Source organism: Pseudomonas sp. IPO3778, from assembly GCF_013386825.1.
Lineage (GTDB): Bacteria > Pseudomonadota > Gammaproteobacteria > Pseudomonadales > Pseudomonadaceae > Aquipseudomonas.
In genome coordinates, this window is sequence record NZ_JACARC010000016.1 from 13,956 (window position 1) to 29,297 (window position 15,342).

General features: G+C 61.1%; 18 protein-coding genes. 11 read left to right on the forward strand and 7 right to left on the reverse strand.

Annotated features, from left to right (window positions below; genetic code table 11):
- Window positions 1-8: 8 nt before the first annotated feature.
- From HX855_RS06260 to HX855_RS06275, 4 genes are all read left to right on the forward strand, one after another.
- Window positions 9-1,310 carry a urate hydroxylase PuuD gene (locus tag HX855_RS06260; RefSeq protein ID WP_093200035.1) on the forward strand — a complete coding sequence of 434 codons (1,302 nt, stop codon included), beginning with the start codon at window positions 9-11 and terminating at the stop codon, window positions 1,308-1,310.
- Between the two features lie 181 nt (window positions 1,311-1,491).
- Window positions 1,492-2,844: a nucleobase:cation symporter-2 family protein gene (locus tag HX855_RS06265; protein ID WP_177089170.1), complete on the forward strand. Its 1,353-nt coding sequence runs from the start codon at window positions 1,492-1,494 to the stop codon at window positions 2,842-2,844.
- 43 nt (window positions 2,845-2,887) lie between these two features.
- Window positions 2,888-3,283, forward strand: a complete 396-nt coding sequence (locus HX855_RS06270; RefSeq protein ID WP_177089171.1) for a hypothetical protein — start codon at window positions 2,888-2,890, stop codon at window positions 3,281-3,283.
- A complete protein-coding gene (locus HX855_RS06275; protein WP_177089172.1) occupies window positions 3,280-4,065 on the forward strand; it encodes an outer membrane protein OmpK in 786 nt (261 codons plus the stop codon). The genes HX855_RS06270 and HX855_RS06275 overlap by 4 nt, the downstream gene beginning before the upstream one ends.
- 140 nt (window positions 4,066-4,205) lie before the next feature.
- Here HX855_RS06275 and HX855_RS06280 read toward each other — a convergent pair whose 3' ends face one another.
- Window positions 4,206-5,357: a patatin-like phospholipase family protein gene (locus HX855_RS06280; RefSeq protein WP_177089173.1), complete on the reverse strand. Its 1,152-nt coding sequence runs from the start codon at window positions 5,355-5,357 to the stop codon at window positions 4,206-4,208.
- A gap of 32 nt (window positions 5,358-5,389) precedes the next feature.
- Window positions 5,390-6,325 (reverse strand): lipid A biosynthesis lauroyl acyltransferase, encoded by a 936-nt coding sequence (locus HX855_RS06285; protein WP_177089174.1) that lies wholly within the window; start codon window positions 6,323-6,325, stop codon window positions 5,390-5,392.
- A 118-nt stretch (window positions 6,326-6,443) separates the two neighbouring features.
- Here HX855_RS06285 and minC point away from each other — a divergent pair, with 118 nt between their 5' ends.
- From minC to HX855_RS06310, 5 genes are all read left to right on the forward strand, one after another.
- Window positions 6,444-7,181, forward strand: a complete 738-nt coding sequence (gene minC, locus HX855_RS06290) for a septum site-determining protein MinC (RefSeq protein ID WP_003209099.1) — start codon at window positions 6,444-6,446, stop codon at window positions 7,179-7,181.
- Window positions 7,182-7,393: 212 nt separating this feature from the next.
- Complete coding sequence (gene minD / locus HX855_RS06295; RefSeq protein ID WP_010176105.1) at window positions 7,394-8,206, forward strand: septum site-determining protein MinD; 813 nt, start codon at window positions 7,394-7,396, stop codon at window positions 8,204-8,206.
- A gap of 3 nt (window positions 8,207-8,209) precedes the next feature.
- Window positions 8,210-8,464, forward strand: coding sequence for a cell division topological specificity factor MinE (gene minE / locus HX855_RS06300; protein WP_003175252.1), 255 nt, complete (start codon window positions 8,210-8,212; stop codon window positions 8,462-8,464).
- A gap of 191 nt (window positions 8,465-8,655) precedes the next feature.
- Entirely contained in the window at window positions 8,656-9,291 is a 636-nt protein-coding gene (locus HX855_RS06305) for an RluA family pseudouridine synthase (RefSeq protein WP_177046296.1), read from the forward strand.
- A gap of 195 nt (window positions 9,292-9,486) precedes the next feature.
- Window positions 9,487-10,776 (forward strand): M18 family aminopeptidase, encoded by a 1,290-nt coding sequence (locus HX855_RS06310; RefSeq protein ID WP_003209095.1) that lies wholly within the window; start codon window positions 9,487-9,489, stop codon window positions 10,774-10,776.
- Between the two features lie 122 nt (window positions 10,777-10,898).
- Here the strand turns inward: HX855_RS06310 and glp are convergent, their stop codons facing one another.
- On the reverse strand, window positions 10,899-12,125 hold the full coding sequence (gene glp, locus HX855_RS06315) for a gephyrin-like molybdotransferase Glp (RefSeq protein WP_177089175.1): 1,227 nt from the start codon (window positions 12,123-12,125) through the stop codon (window positions 10,899-10,901).
- Window positions 12,109-12,648 (reverse strand): molybdenum cofactor biosynthesis protein B, encoded by a 540-nt coding sequence (gene moaB / locus HX855_RS06320; RefSeq protein ID WP_003209092.1) that lies wholly within the window; start codon window positions 12,646-12,648, stop codon window positions 12,109-12,111. The genes glp and moaB overlap by 17 nt, the downstream gene beginning before the upstream one ends.
- A gap of 75 nt (window positions 12,649-12,723) precedes the next feature.
- On the opposite strand from moaB, the gene mobA reads away from it, so the two are divergent.
- Both mobA and HX855_RS06330 read left to right on the forward strand, forming a co-directional pair.
- Entirely contained in the window at window positions 12,724-13,326 is a 603-nt protein-coding gene (gene mobA / locus HX855_RS06325; protein WP_177089176.1) for a molybdenum cofactor guanylyltransferase MobA, read from the forward strand.
- Between the two features lie 80 nt (window positions 13,327-13,406).
- Complete coding sequence (locus HX855_RS06330) at window positions 13,407-13,628, forward strand: YgdI/YgdR family lipoprotein (protein ID WP_003209090.1); 222 nt, start codon at window positions 13,407-13,409, stop codon at window positions 13,626-13,628.
- A 57-nt stretch (window positions 13,629-13,685) separates the two neighbouring features.
- Here the strand turns inward: HX855_RS06330 and HX855_RS06335 are convergent, their stop codons facing one another.
- The 3 genes from HX855_RS06335 to HX855_RS06345 all read right to left on the reverse strand — a co-directional run bounded on the left by HX855_RS06335 (window position 13,686) and on the right by HX855_RS06345 (window position 15,288).
- Complete coding sequence (locus tag HX855_RS06335) at window positions 13,686-14,570, reverse strand: pseudouridine synthase (RefSeq protein ID WP_177089177.1); 885 nt, start codon at window positions 14,568-14,570, stop codon at window positions 13,686-13,688.
- Between the two features lie 71 nt (window positions 14,571-14,641).
- Entirely contained in the window at window positions 14,642-14,977 is a 336-nt protein-coding gene (locus HX855_RS06340; protein ID WP_003209087.1) for a hypothetical protein, read from the reverse strand.
- A gap of 74 nt (window positions 14,978-15,051) precedes the next feature.
- The gene (locus HX855_RS06345; protein ID WP_177089178.1) at window positions 15,052-15,288 is read right to left on the reverse strand and encodes a glutaredoxin family protein; all 237 of its coding nucleotides are present in this window, start codon (window positions 15,286-15,288) and stop codon (window positions 15,052-15,054) included.
- Window positions 15,289-15,342 lie beyond the last annotated feature (54 nt).

Consider the following 15,342-nt stretch of genomic DNA (forward strand, 5'->3'; position numbering starts at 1 on the left):
TAAAGACTGTGGAAGCACATTTGATGGAATGGCTGAACCTGAGCGTACGCTGGGTTCACATGATCACCGGCGTCGCCTGGATCGGCGCTTCGTTCTACTTCGTCTGGCTGGAAAACAACCTCAATCGCGTGAACCCCAAGGACGGCCTCGCCGGTGACTTGTGGGCGATCCACGGTGGCGGTATCTACCACCTAGAAAAATACAAACTGGCCCCGCCGACCATGCCGGACAACCTGCACTGGTTCAAATGGGAAGCCTATTTCACCTGGATGTCCGGCATCGCGCTGCTGTGCGTGGTGTTCTACGCCAACCCGACCTTGTACCTGCTGGCCCCGGGCAGCAGCCTCAGCGGTCCGGAAGGTGTGTTGCTGGGCCTCGGCTCGCTGCTGGCCGGCTGGTTCATCTACTCCTTTCTCTGCGACTCGGCACTGGGCAAACGCCCTGCCCTGCTCGGCCTGATCCTGTTCGTGCTGTTGATTGCCGCCGCGTATGGCTTCAGCAAAGTGTTCAGTGGCCGTGGCGCGTACCTGCACGTGGGCGCCGTGATCGGCACCATCATGGTGGGTAACGTGTTCCGCATCATCATGCCCGCCCAGCGCGCATTGGTGGCGGCCATCGCGGAAAACCGCACGCCCGACCCGGCACTGCCGGCCAAGGGTCTGCTGCGTTCACGCCACAACAACTACTTCACCTTGCCGGTGCTGTTCATCATGATCAGCAACCACTTCCCGAGCACCTATGGCAGCCAATACAACTGGCTGATCCTGGCAGGTATCGCGGTGGCAGCGGTGCTGGTCCGTCACTACTTCAACACCCGTCATAACAGCCAGAAATATGCCTGGACCTTGCCCGTAGGTGCACTGGCGATGATTTGCCTGGCCTACGTGACCGGTCCAAAACCGGTGGCAACTGCACCGGAAGTGGCCAAGGCTCCTGCGGCGATCGAGTACCAGCCACTGCCGGAAACAGCGCTGGGTGGCGGGCTTAAACCGGCTGCGCCCGCAGCACCTGCACCGGCTCCCGCCGAAGCGGCGCCGGCCCAGGCATCGATTGATTTTGACAAGGTCCACGGGGTGATTCAGGAGCGCTGTGCGGTGTGCCATTCGGCCAAGCCCACCAGCCCACTGTTCAGCACCGCGCCGGCCGGTGTGATGTTTGATACACCGCAGCAGATCCAGCAAATGGCTCCGCGCATTCAGGCCCAGGCCGTGGCCAGCCAGATCATGCCACTGGGCAACATCACCCAGATGACCCAGCAGGAACGGGACTTGATTGGCACCTGGATCAATCAGGGGGCGCGTACCAACTGAGTGATTAACGCAGGACCCAATGTGGGAGCTGGCTTGCCTGCGATAGCGATGTTGAATTCACCGCCGCTATCGCAGGCAAGCCAGCTCCTACAGTTGAGAGTTGCGGTGTGCTTTGACGAATGAGTTCCACCCGGCAATTGAATGCCGAACAACACAACAATAAAAAGATCCGAGGTGTTGCATGTCCCAGTTAGAACCGCAGACTCTTGCTGCGCCCCCCATGGTGCGGCTGCCCCTCTTGCAACTGATTCTGGTAGGCCTGCAACACGTCTTGCTGATGTACGGTGGCGCCGTCGCCGTGCCTTTGATCATCGGCCAGGCCGCGGGCCTGAGCCGTGAAGAAATCGCCTTCCTGATCAACGCCGACCTGCTGGTGGCCGGCATCGCCACCATGGTCCAGTCATTCGGCATCGGCCCGGTCGGCATTCGCATGCCGGTGATGATGGGCGCCAGTTTTGCCGCGGTGGGCAGCATGGTCGCCATGGCCGGCATGCCCGGCATCGGCCTGCAAGGGATCTTCGGCGCCACCATCGCCGCCGGTTTTTTCGGCATCGTGATTGCGCCGTTCATGTCCAAGGTGGTGCGGTTCTTTCCACCGCTCGTGACCGGCACCGTGATCACCGCCATCGGCCTTTCGCTGTTTCCCGTCGCGGTCAATTGGGCCGGCGGCGGCGCTGCAGCTTCCACGTTTGGCTCACCGATCTACCTGGCCATTGCCGCACTGGTGCTGGCCACCATCCTGTTGATCAACCGTTTCATGCGCGGCTTCTGGGTGAACATCTCGGTGCTGATCGGCATGGCCCTCGGCTACGGGCTGTGCGGGATGATCGGCATGGTCGACCTCAGTGGCCTGGCTCGCGCGCCGTGGGTGCAAGTGGTGACGCCGCTGCATTTCGGCATGCCCAAGTTCGAGTTGGCGCCGATTCTGTCGATGTGCCTGGTGGTGGTGATTATCTTCGTCGAGTCCACCGGGATGTTCCTTGCCCTGGGCAAGATCACCGGCCAGGACGTCACCCCGAAGATGCTGCGTCGCGGCCTGTTGTGTGATGCCGGCGCGTCGTTTTTTGCCGGGTTCTTCAACACCTTTACCCACTCCTCGTTCGCGCAGAACATCGGCCTGGTGCAGATGACCGGCGTGCGCTGCCGCTCGGTAACGATTGTCGCCGGTGCGTTTCTGATTGTGCTGAGCCTGCTGCCCAAGGCCGCGTTCCTGGTGGCCTCGATTCCGCCGGCAGTGCTGGGCGGTGCGGCGATTGCCATGTTCGGCATGGTGGCGGCCACCGGCATCAAAATCCTCCAGGAAGCCGACATCGCCGACCGCCGCAACCAGTTGCTGGTGGCCGTGAGTATCGGCATGGGTTTGATCCCGGTGGTGCGTCCCGAATTCTTCGCGCAACTGCCGCTGTGGATGAGCCCGATCACTCACAGCGGTATCGCCATGGCCACGATCAGTGCGCTGTCGCTGAACCTGCTATTCAACATTCTGGGTGGCGCCGAACGCGCTGCCGCCAGCGAACACGCACACTCACATTGATTCCTGCGTCACAACAAAAACAATAACGATCAGGGAATACACCATGCACGCCATTCACCCGGGGCCGGCCACGCGCCGTGCCCCATTCTCGCCCCGCGCGCTCTGTAACGGCGCACTTGAGCACCAGCCTCGGAGTCAGTATTCTCGGCGCCCGCTCAAATCGACTCAAAAAAAAACAGCGACTGTAAAAGCTGACTGCAAGGCCAACTTATCCAGGCCCCAGGTCCGCAGCCAATGTGTGCAAAAACTCTCCGAATTCGACTGTGTTCATCGCAGCCGACGGGGATTTTTTGGCTTTTTAAACACCTTGGCGCAGCTCTTGCTAAAAGCATTAAAGCTGACCGAACAGACGATTTTTGCGGCAAGCCAAAAGACGCCACACCAGAGCGTCCGCTTAGAAAAAAAACCAGAAACCTTTACCTCGGGAGCAACCGAATGAAACGTACTGTGAACAGCCTGATGCTGGCAGGATCCCTGCTGGCTGGCGGCCAGGCCATGGCCGGTGATCTGCTGCAGTGGCAGAACAACAGCCTGACTTATCTGTGGGGCAAGAACTTCACTATTAACCCGCAGATCCAGCAAACCGTGACCTTCGAACACGCCGATGCGTGGAAGTACGGTGACAACTTCCTGTTTGTCGACCGCATCTTTTACAACGGCAAGGAAGACGGCAACGTCGGCCCAAGTACTTACTACGGTGAGTTCAGCCCACGCTTGTCGTTCGGCAAGATTTTCGACAAGGACTTGTCGTTCGGTCCGATCAAGGACGTGTTGCTGGCGTTCACTTACGAGTTCGGCGAAGGCGATAACGAGTCGTACCTCGTGGGCCCTGGTTTCGACTTGGCGATCCCGGGTTTCGACTACTTCCAGTTGAACTTCTACCAGCGCCAGACCGAGGGCAATCGCCCGGGTGACAACGTATGGCAGATCACACCGGTATGGTCCTACACCATCCCCGTGGGCGACTCCAACGTGCTGATCGATGGCTACATCGACTGGGTGGTGGACAACGACAAGACCTCACGCGGCACCTACCACGCCAACATGCACGTCAACCCACAGATCAAGTATGACTTGGGCAAGGCGCTGCACTGGGGCGAGAAGCAGTTGTATGTCGGTATCGAATACGACTACTGGAAGAACAAGTACGGGATTGAAGACAGCGGCGCCTTCAAGACCAACCAGGACACGGCGAGCTTCCTGGTCAAGTACCACTTCTAAGTAACACCGCACCTCACTTGTGGAAGCGGGGTTCTGTGGGGGCGGGCTTGTGTGGGAGCGGGCTTGCTCGCGAATGCGGAGTGTCAGCCAGTAAATTAGTCACTGACCCACCGCATTCGCGAGCAAGCCCGCTCCTACATTCAGTTCGGTGCCAGGCCCAGAAACCGCTTCAGTTCTTCGCGCTTGGCCAGCGCGTCCCGCCGCCCCAATTCGATCAGCTCGCTGCAATACCCCGCCTCGAACAGCAAGTAACTGAGCACGCCCGCACCACTCGTCTTGGTCGCCCCCGGCCCCCGCAGGAACAGGCGCAACGCCGCCGGCAATTCCTGACGGTGACGTGCCGCGATTTCGTCGATCGGCTGGCTCGGTGCAATCACCAGCACCTCCACCGGCGCCAGGCCCTGTATCGCCGCGTTGGCGGGCAATAGATGACTGAACTGGTTCAGGCGCTCGAGCAATTCGATGTCGCTTTCCAGGCTGTCAATGAACGTGCTGTTGAGCATGTGCCCGCCAATCTGCGCCAACGTCGGCTCCTGGCCGGTGAAGGTGCGTATCGGGTTCGAAGGATCGTTACCGCGCGGGTTGCCGCTGACGCCCACCACCAGTACGCGGCTGGCCCCCAGGTGCAACGCCGGGCTGATCGGCGCCGACTGCCGCACCGCACCGTCACCAAAATATTCCTGACCGAGTTTGACGGGCGCAAACAACAGCGGAATCGCCGAACTGGCCAGCAGGTGTTCCACGGTCAATTGGGTGGGAATGCCAATGCGCCGATGGCGCAGCCAGGCATCAATGGTGCCGCCGCCTTGATAGAAGGTCACCGCTTGCCCGGACTCGTACCCGAAGGCAGTGACCGCCACCGCGTGCAGATGTTTCTCGCGGATCGACTGCCCGATGCCTTCCAGGTGCAGCTTGTCGCGCAACAGGTCCCGCAGCGGCGAACTGTTGAGCAGCGCTACCGGCACCTGTGCACCCAGCCCCAGCAGGCTGTGGGTGAGGAAACGGCTGGCCTGGCTGATTACCCCGGGCCAGTCGCTGCGCAGCACCAGGTGGCTGCGAAAACCCTGCCAGAAGGCGGTCAGGCGCTGGATGGCGGCGGTAAAGTCCATGGCGCCGCTGGCCAGGCTGACCGCATTGATCGCCCCGGCCGAGGTGCCGACAATCACCGGAAACGGATTGGCCGCCCCCGGTGGCAACAGCTCGGCAATCGCTGCCAATACCCCCACCTGATAGGCGGCCCGCGCCCCGCCGCCGGAAAGAATCAAGCCTGTGACCGGTTCAGCTGGACGCATTGCATCACTCCATGGTGCTGGGGGACTTCAGATCAACGACGACGTTTTTCATACAGCTTAGGCTCACCGGGCGGGCGGCTCTTGAAGCGGCGGTGGGTCCACAGGTATTGCTCGGGGCATTCACGCACGGAGGCCTCGACCCACTGGTTGATGCGCAGGCAATCGATCTCGTCGGTTTCGCCCGGGAAGTCGGTCAATGGCGGGTGGATCACCAGGCGGTAGCCGCTGCCGTCGGCCAGACGTTCCTGGGTGAACGGCACCACCAGCGCCTTGCCCAGCCGCGCGAATTTGCTGGTGGCGGTGACGGTGGCGGCCTGAATGCCGAACAATGGCACGAAGATACTTTGCTTGGCGCCGTAGTCCTGGTCCGGTGCGTACCAGATCGCACGGCCGGCGCGCAGCAGCTTGAGCATGCCGCGCACGTCTTCACGCTCGATGGCCAGGGAGTCGAGGTTGTGGCGCTCACGGCCACGGCGCTGGACGAAATCGAACAACGGGTTGCCGTGCTCGCGGTACATGCCGTCGATGGTGTGCTTCTGCCCGAGCAGCGCGGCGCCGACTTCCAGGGTAGTGAAATGCAGGGCCATCAGGATCACGCCCTTGCCTTCCAGCTGCGCTTGCTTGAGGTGCTCCAGCCCTTCGACATGGGCCAGGCGCGCCAGGCGCGGTTTGGTCCACCACCAGCTCATGGCCATCTCGAAGAACGCGATGCCGGTGGAGGCAAAGTTTTCCTTGAGCAAATGTTTACGCTCTTTGGCGGATTTTTCAGGGAAGCACAGTTCCAGGTTTCGCGCGGCGATGCGCCGACGTTCACCGGCCACCCGGTACATTCCCGCGCCCAAGGCACGGCCAATCCCCAGTAAAACCCGGTACGGCAACTGCACAATCAGCCACAGCAAACCGAGTCCCAGCCATAACAGCCAAAAACGCGGGTGAAAAAATTCAGCTCGAAAACGCGGGCGATCCATTAATGATTCCGGCAAAGACAACGGCCGCGCATTCTACAACGGTTCGACCCGGCTTGCGGCTAGCGGATGTTCTCGTTATAAGTCTCGACACTTTTCGTGACAAGCCGCTTTGCCGACCATGAGCCAAACCGAACCGCTAGACCAAGATCCCGTGTTCCAGCTGAAAGGCAGCATGCTCGCCATTACCGTGCTGGAACTGGCCCGCAACGACCTTGATGCCCTGGACCGCCAGCTCGCCGCCAAGGTCGCCCTCGCGCCGAACTTCTTCAACAATGCGCCGCTGGTGCTGGCCCTGGACAAACTCCCGGCCGGCCAGGGTGCTGTGGACCTGCCCGGACTGATGCGCGTGTGCCGCCAGCATGGCCTGCGCACCCTGGCGATTCGCGCCAGCCGCATCGAAGACATTGCTGCAGCAATCGCCATTGAACTGCCAGTACTGCCGCCGTCCGGTGCACGGGAGCGTCCGCTCGACCCGTTGGTCGGCGAAGAGAAGAAAAAACCCGAAAAACCACCCGAGCCGACGATCAAGCCTACGAAGATCATCACCTCTCCCGTACGGGGCGGGCAGCAGATTTACGCCCAGGGTGGCGACCTTGTGGTCATCGCCCCGGTCAGTCCGGGGGCGGAACTTCTCGCCGATGGAAACATCCATGTATACGGTCCCATGCGGGGTCGTGCACTGGCCGGCATAAAAGGTGACACAAAGGCCCGTATTTTTTGCCAGCAGTTGACCGCTGAGCTAGTGTCCATCGCAGGCCAGTACAAGGTTTCGGAAGATTTGCGTCGCGATCCGCTGTGGGGGGCCGGGGTACAAGTCAGCCTGTCGGGCGATGTGTTGAACATCGTTCGTCTTTAACGGATACTGCCGCATTTTCCAATGCATCTCTAGACTCTGATAGCACAGCGAAAACGGCAAAACTTAAGTAGGAATAATTGGCAGGTGACATTTACCGTTGGTAAATCGCACTTTTTTTCATCTTATTCCTACGAAGGCTGTCCGCCTGCAGCGAGTTTCAAGAGATGTTTTTCAGGGGCTAGAAAGTCCTTTTTCCTTAGGGGTGAAACACCTTGGCCAAGATTCTCGTGGTTACATCCGGCAAGGGTGGTGTGGGTAAGACCACCACCAGCGCCGCTATCGGTACCGGCCTCGCTCTGCGCGGCCACAAGACAGTCATCGTCGACTTCGACGTCGGTTTGCGTAACCTCGACCTGATCATGGGCTGCGAACGCCGCGTGGTGTACGACTTCGTCAACGTGGTGAACGGCGAAGCCAACCTGCAGCAGGCCCTGATCAAGGACAAGCGCCTTGAGAACCTGTACGTACTGGCCGCCAGCCAGACCCGCGACAAAGAAGCGCTGACCAAGGAAGGCGTGGGCAAAGTCCTCGCCGAGCTGAAGGAAACCTTCGAATACGTGGTGTGCGATTCCCCGGCGGGTATCGAGACCGGTGCTCACCTGGCCATGTACTTCGCCGACGAAGCCATCGTCGTGACCAACCCTGAAGTATCGTCCGTACGTGACTCGGACCGCATGCTCGGCCTGCTGGCCAGCAAGTCCCAGCGCGCCGAGAAAGGCGAAGAGCCGATCAAGGAACACCTGCTGCTGACCCGCTACAACCCTGAGCGCGTGAGCAAGGGCGAGATGCTTGGCGTTGAAGACGTCAAGGACATCCTGGCCGTGACCCTGCTGGGCGTGATCCCGGAATCCCAGGCCGTGCTCAAGGCGTCCAACCAGGGCGTGCCGGTTATTCTCGACGACCAGAGCGACGCCGGCCAGGCGTACAGCGACGCGGTTGATCGCTTGCTGGGCAAAACCGTGGAACATCGCTTCCTCGATGTTGCGAAGAAGGGATTCTTCGAGCGTATCTTTGGAGGCAACTAAACAATGAAATTTCTCGACTTCTTTCGCGCCAACAAAAAGCCAAGTACCGCGTCGGTAGCGAAAGAGCGTCTACAGATCATCGTGGCGCACGAACGCGGCCAACGCAGCACCCCGGATTACCTGCCGGCCTTGCAGAAGGAACTGGTGGAAGTGATCCGCAAGTACGTCAATATCGGCAACGATGACGTGCATGTCGCCCTGGAAAATGACGGCAGCTGCTCGATTCTGGAACTCAATATCACCCTGCCTGATCGTTGATCGAAAAGGCGGTCGCCACGGCGGCTCGGTTACTGGACTTCTGCAGGAGCGAGCTTGCTCGCGATGGACGTTAACGATAACGCGCTCATCCTGAATGAACGTGTTGTTCTTAAGTTTTTCGCGAGCAAGCTCGCTCCTACAGGAACTTCGGTAACCCAGCCGCCGTTGGCGTTTGTTACGAGGCTGTTTTAATGCCGTTGTCCAATGTCCATATCCTTCATCAGGACGCTGCTGTCCTGGTGGTGAACAAGCCTACCCTGCTGCTCTCCGTGCCCGGTCGCGCCGACGACAACAAGGACTGCCTGATCACCCGCCTGCAGGAAAACGGCTACCCCGAAGCCCGCATCGTTCACCGGCTGGACTGGGAAACGTCCGGCATCATCCTGCTGGCCCGCGACGCAGACAGCCACCGTGAACTGTCCCGTCAGTTCCACGACCGGGAAACCGAAAAGGCCTACACCGCGCTGTGCTGGGGCCAACCGGAACTGGACAGCGGCAGCATCGACTTGCCACTGCGCTACGACCCGCCGACCAAGCCACGGCATGTGGTGGACCATGAGTTCGGCAAGAACGCGCTGACCTTCTGGAAAGTCCTGGAGCGTTGCGGCGACTGGTGCCGGGTTGAGCTGACGCCGATCACCGGCCGCTCACACCAACTGCGGGTGCATATGCTGTCCATTGGTCACCCGTTGCTGGGCGATGGCTTGTACGCCCATGAACAGGCATTGGCCGCCTGGCCACGCCTGTGCCTGCACGCCAGCATGTTGAGCTTCACCCATCCCCAGAGCGGCGAGCGTTTGCGCTTCGAGTGCCCTGCGCCGTTTTAAGCTGCAACCCCGATCAAAGGTGGGAGCTGGCTTGCCTGCGATAACGGTGTGTCAGCCCCATATTGGTGACTGGCAGACCGCTATCGCAGGCAAGCCAGCTCCCACATGGGTTTTGTGCCCGTATCAAGAAAGCAGCTTCCCTCCAAATTCTGAGCCAATACGGTAAACTCGCGCCATTGCTGTCTGGAGCTACTTATGCGCGAAGAGTTGAACCAAGGCCTGATCGACTTCCTCAAGGCCTCCCCTACCCCGTTTCATGCCACTGCCGCCCTCGCACAGCGCCTGGAAGCGGCCGGTTTCCAGCGTCTTGACGAGCGCGAGACCTGGACCACCGAGGCCAACGGGCGCTATTACGTGACCCGCAACGACTCCTCGATCATCGCCTTCAAGCTCGGCCGTCACTCGCCCCTGCAAGGCGGCATTCGCCTGGTGGGCGCCCACACCGACAGCCCATGCCTGCGGGTCAAGCCACAGCCTGAACTGCAACGCCAGGGCTTCTGGCAACTGGGTGTGGAAGTGTACGGCGGTGCGCTGCTGGCACCGTGGTTCGACCGCGACCTGTCCCTGGCTGGCCGCGTGACTTTCCGCCGTGACGGCAAGGTCGAAAGCCAGTTGATCGACTTCAAGCTGCCCATCGCGATCATCCCCAACCTGGCCATTCACCTGAACCGTGAAGCCAACCAGGGTTGGGCGATCAATGCCCAGACCGAACTGCCGCCGATCCTGGCGCAGTTTGCCGGTGACGAGCGTGTGGACTTCCGCGCAGTGCTCACCGAGCAGTTGGCCCGTGAACACGGCCTGAACGCCGATGTGGTGCTCGACTATGAACTGAGCTTCTACGACACCCAGAGCGCCGCAGTGATTGGCCTCAATGGCGACTTTATCGCCGGTGCCCGCCTCGACAACCTGCTGTCGTGCTACGCCGGCCTGCAAGCCTTGCTCACCGCCGAAACCGACGAAACCTGCGTGCTGGTGTGCAACGACCACGAAGAAGTCGGCTCGTGCTCCGCCTGCGGTGCCGACGGCCCGATGCTGGAGCAGACCCTGCGTCGCCTGCTGCCCGAAGGTGATGAATTCGTACGCACCATCCAGAAGTCGCTGCTGGTGTCGGCCGACAACGCCCACGGCGTGCATCCCAACTACGCCGAGAAGCACGACGCCAACCACGGCCCTAAACTCAATGCCGGCCCGGTGATCAAGGTCAACAGCAACCAGCGCTACGCCACCAACAGCGAAACCGCCGGGTTCTTCCGCCATCTGTGCATGGCCGAAGAAGTACCGGTACAAAGCTTTGTGGTGCGCAGCGACATGGGTTGCGGCTCCACCATCGGCCCGATCACCGCCAGCCACCTGGGTGTGCGCACCGTGGATATCGGCTTGCCGACGTTTGCCATGCACTCGATTCGCGAACTGTGCGGCAGCCACGACCTGGCGCACCTGGTGAAGGTGTTGAGTGCGTTTTACGCGAGTCGTGATTTGCCTTAATCATCTGGCCTTCTGTAGGAGCGAGCTTGCTCGCGAAAATCGCCAACGATAACGCGGGCATTCTGGATGCTCGCGGTGTTCTCTGGTTTTTCGCGAGCAAGCTCACTCCTACAGTGGAGAGATCAGTTCAAGACTTCACTCAACGGAATGAAGTTGACCCGATCACCGATCTCCAGCGTCGTCCCTTCCAGCACTTCCACCAAGCCCTCGGCCCATGCCGCACTGCGCAGCACACCCGAACTCTGGTTGCGGTAGATGATCGCCCTGCCCTGCTCCAGCCGACCGCGCAAGTACTCGCGACGATTCCCCGGCTTGGCCCACACAAACCCTACCGGCACTTCAATGCGCAATGGCTGCACGTCCTGCACGCCCTGGCGGCGCAACAGGTAAGGCCGCGCCAGCAAGGCGAAGGTCACCAGCGTCGACGCCGGGTTGCCCGGCAAACCAATCACCGGCACGCCACGGAAATGCCCGAACGTCAGCGGCTTGCCCGGCTTGATCGCCAGCTTCCACAGTGCCAGCTCGCCCTCTTCCCGCAGTGCAATCCCGAGGAAGTCCGCCTCACCCACCGACACACCGCCAGTGGACAGAATCAGGTCAACCGAACCCAGCGCACCCAGGCGCTCACGGGTGTGTTCCAGGTCATCCGGCAGGATCCCCGCGTCCACCACTTCGCAGCCCAGGCGCTCCAGCCAGCTGCACAGCACCCGGCGATTGCTGTTGTAAATCTGCCCGGGGCCCAGCGGCAGGCCCGGCTCGATCAACTCGTCGCCGGTGGACAGCACGGCCACACGGGCGCGACGGATCACCTCCAGGCGATCACGGCCCAAGGATGCGGCCAGCCCCAGTTCGATCGGGCCCAGGCGTGTACCCGCGGGCAGCACCAATTCGCCCACGGTGGTTTCCTGGCCTTGGGGACGGATGTTTTGATCCACCTGCAGCGACTCGGTAAAGCTCACCCGCTGATCGGCATGAACCACGGCGTTTTCCTGCATTTCCACGCAGTCCGCGCCTTCCGGCACCGGGGCACCGGTGAAGATCCGCGCACAGGTGCCGGCGGCCAACGGCTCCGGTGCCGTACCGGCGAAAATCCGCTGGCTGACCACCAGCGGCTCGCCGGCCCAGTCCGCCAGGCGCAGGGCGTAACCGTCCATGGCGCTGTTGGGCCAGGGCGGCAAGTCCAGGGTCGACACCAGCGCCTGCCCCAGCACCCGCCCGTCACACTCGGCCAACGGTAAGGTTTCCAGCTCGCGAATCGGCGCCGCCTCGGCCATCGCCAGCAGTTGTTCGAGGGCGTCTTCCACCGGCATCAACGCGCCGGTCTTGCCCGGCTTATCCACGGGATTCACAGGGCTCGGCCTGCTTCAGATGGGGGACGAAGTTGCACGGGCGGTGCCGGTTATCCAGTTGCTCGGCGAGAATCCCGTCCCAACCGGTGCGCACCGCATTGGTGGAACCCGGCAGACAGCACACCAGAGTGCCATTGGCCAGGCCGGCCAGGGCACGGGATTGCACGGTAGAGGTGCCGATGTCAGCCACGGAGATTTGCCGGAACAGCTCGCCGAAACCATCCACCTGCTTGTCCAGCAGGCAGCTCACGGCTTCCGGGGTGCTGTCACGGCCGGTGAAGCCGGTGCCGCCGGTGATCAACACCACCTGCACCACGTCTTCGGCGATCCAGTGCGCCACTTGCGCACGGATTTTGTACAGATCATCTTTAAGCAACACCCGCTCGGCCAGCAGGTGGCCGGCGGCGGTCAGGCGGTCGACGAAGACCTGGCCCGAGGTGTCGGTTTCCAGGGTGCGGGTGTCACTGACCGTCAATACAGCGATATTCAGGGGTACAAAGGGCGCATCAGCCTTGGCTTTCATGGCTCGGTCCGGTTGTCGAAGGAACAGCCCGATGTTATATCACAGCCCCCCATTTCACTGCCCGCAGGAGCCGTCATGCCCAGCCATTCTTCTTCTCTGCCTTGCTCCGTGCTGCTGCTGGCCGGCGGCCGCGGCCAGCGTATGGGCGGCCTCGACAAAGGCCTGCTCGACTGGCACGGGCAGCCGTTGATCGCGCACCTGCATCGCCTGGTGCGACCGTTGACCGACGACCTGATCATCTCCTGCAATCGCAACCAGGCGCAGTATTTGACCTATGCCGATCAACTGATCGGCGACGAGAGCCCCGACTTTCCCGGCCCCCTGGCCGGGATCCGCGCAGGATTGGCGGCGGCGCGGCATGAGCATCTGCTGGTATTGCCGTGCGATGTGCCACAAGTCGATGCGCAATTACTCGCCGACCTGCGCAACACCGCGCAGCAGCACCCGTTGCTGCCGGTGATGGTGCGCCATGGCAAATTCTGGGAGCCCCTGCTCTGTGTGATCCCCACGCAGCTGCGCGAGGCCTTCGAACAGGCCTGGGAAGCCGGCGAACGCAGCCCGCGCCAGATCATGCAGGCGCTGGGTGCCAAGGCCCTGGATTGCCCCGCCGACGACCCGCGCCTGGCCAACTTCAACACACCGGAGTTGTTGCACGGAACGCCCAGCGTGTCAGAATGAACGTCGAACAAGGAACTTTGCCGGCGTTGTACACGTCACAAGGTCAGTACTCAAAAAAGCATTCTCTCGGAGACAAACTCATGACTCAACGGACCATCGCCGCTCTCATGCTTGCACTGGGCCTCGCTACCCTTGCCGGTTGCGCCTCGCCTACAGTGATCACCCTGAATGACGGTCGCGAAATCCAGGCCGTCGACACTCCTAAATTCGACAAGTCCACCGGCTTCTACGAATTTGAACAGCTGGATGGCAAGCGCACCCAGATCAACAAGGATCAGGTTCGCACCGTTAAAGACCTGTAAGTCTTAACGCCGGATACGAAAAAGCCCGCTTGATGCGGGCTTTTTCGTTCCTGGGGTTTACCAGTCCAAGCGGATCTCGCTGCGGAAACTGCGCTCCTGGCCGGTCACCGGGTCGATAAAACGCACGCCCTGGGCCAGCAGCTTGAGCGGATTGGCGTAGTCGTCCTCGGCATCCTTGATGACGTCAGGGTAGAACGGGTCATTGCAGATACTCGCCCCCAGCGCCGTCATGTGCACCCGCAACTGGTGCTTCTTGCCGGTCACCGGAAACAGGCCATAGCGCCACAAGTCGCCCTGTTTTTCCCGCACCTCGACCGCCGTCTCGGTATTACTCGCCCCCTCGCCTTCCTGCATGCGAAAGAACGGCTCGCCATCCACCAGCCGGCTTTTATGCACCAACGGAAACGTCAGCCCGGGCAATGCCGGGGCAATGGCCTCATAGAACTTGTCGATCTTGCGCGTGGGAAACAGCTGTTGATACGCCGTACGCGTCTGGGGATTGGCCGAAAACAACACCAGCCCCGCGGTATGCCGATCAATGCGATGCAGCGGCACCAGGGCCGGGTTGTCCAGGCGGCGAATCAAGCGCCGCAACAGGGTTTGTTCGACGTACTCACCGGCGGGCGTTACCGGCAGAAAATGCGGCTTGTCGGCCACCACCAAGTGTTCATCGGCGTACAGGATGGTCTCCTGAACCGGGATCACTTTCTCGTTCGGCACTTCGCGGAAATAATAGATGCACAGGCCTTCGCGGTAGGCGAGGTCCTGGTGGATGGGTGCCCCGTTGATGTCCAGCACCCGGCCCCGGGCGATGCGGTCCAGCCATTGCTCACGGCTGATGGCCCGGAAGTGCTCGCACAGGCAATCCAGCACGGTGGCCCAGGCACCCGGCGGCAGGTACAAGGTGCTGGCTTGATGCTGGGCAGCGGAAAAAACAGACATGGTTGGGCTCAACGCGTGGACATACAGGCGGGCATTATCCCGCATGCAACCGGATCAGGCCCAGCACAGATTCAAGCCTTGGCCAGTTCCGCGCGCAACACCGGCGACGCACTGGCCGCCTCTGTGAATTCCTTGAGCCAGCGCAGCACATCCACCGCTTCCCAGCGGCCCGGATCGTAAAGCGCGTACAGCAAGCCCTGATAGCCCACCACATCCAGCTGCTTGTGATAACCGGCACGCTGGAACAGCGCCTCGATCTCGGCAAAGCAGGTATTGAAATGCACTTTGTTAAACGGCGTCTTGCCTTCCGTGACCAGGCCATCGAGGCGCAGCTCGTTCACCGCGTCGCGCACGACGTCGGCGGACATGCGATTGACGCTGCTTTTCAGTTGTTCAACATTCACCACGGGCGTTCCCTCTCATTCAATCGCTGTACAAACATACAGTAACCGAATAATCGGGAACTCGCCATCGCCGAGTGCTAGAGGAGGAAGGCCACCACTTGGGTTTCATCAAACGGCCACTCCAGCTCGGCGCCCGTGTCCACCCGGCGCAGCACCGGAATCCGCAGGCCGTAGGCTTCGAACAAGGCTTCGGAATCGGCGATATCCACCAGCTCCACCAGCAGGCCGTGTTCGACCAACGGCATTATTTCGGCTTCGGCAAACTCGCAAAGATGGCAGCCCAAGGTGCCGAACAACTGACATTCAGGAAGCATTGCACATCAATCCGAAAGGAATGGGCGTCCATTCTAGATCCGCCACGCGTTTGT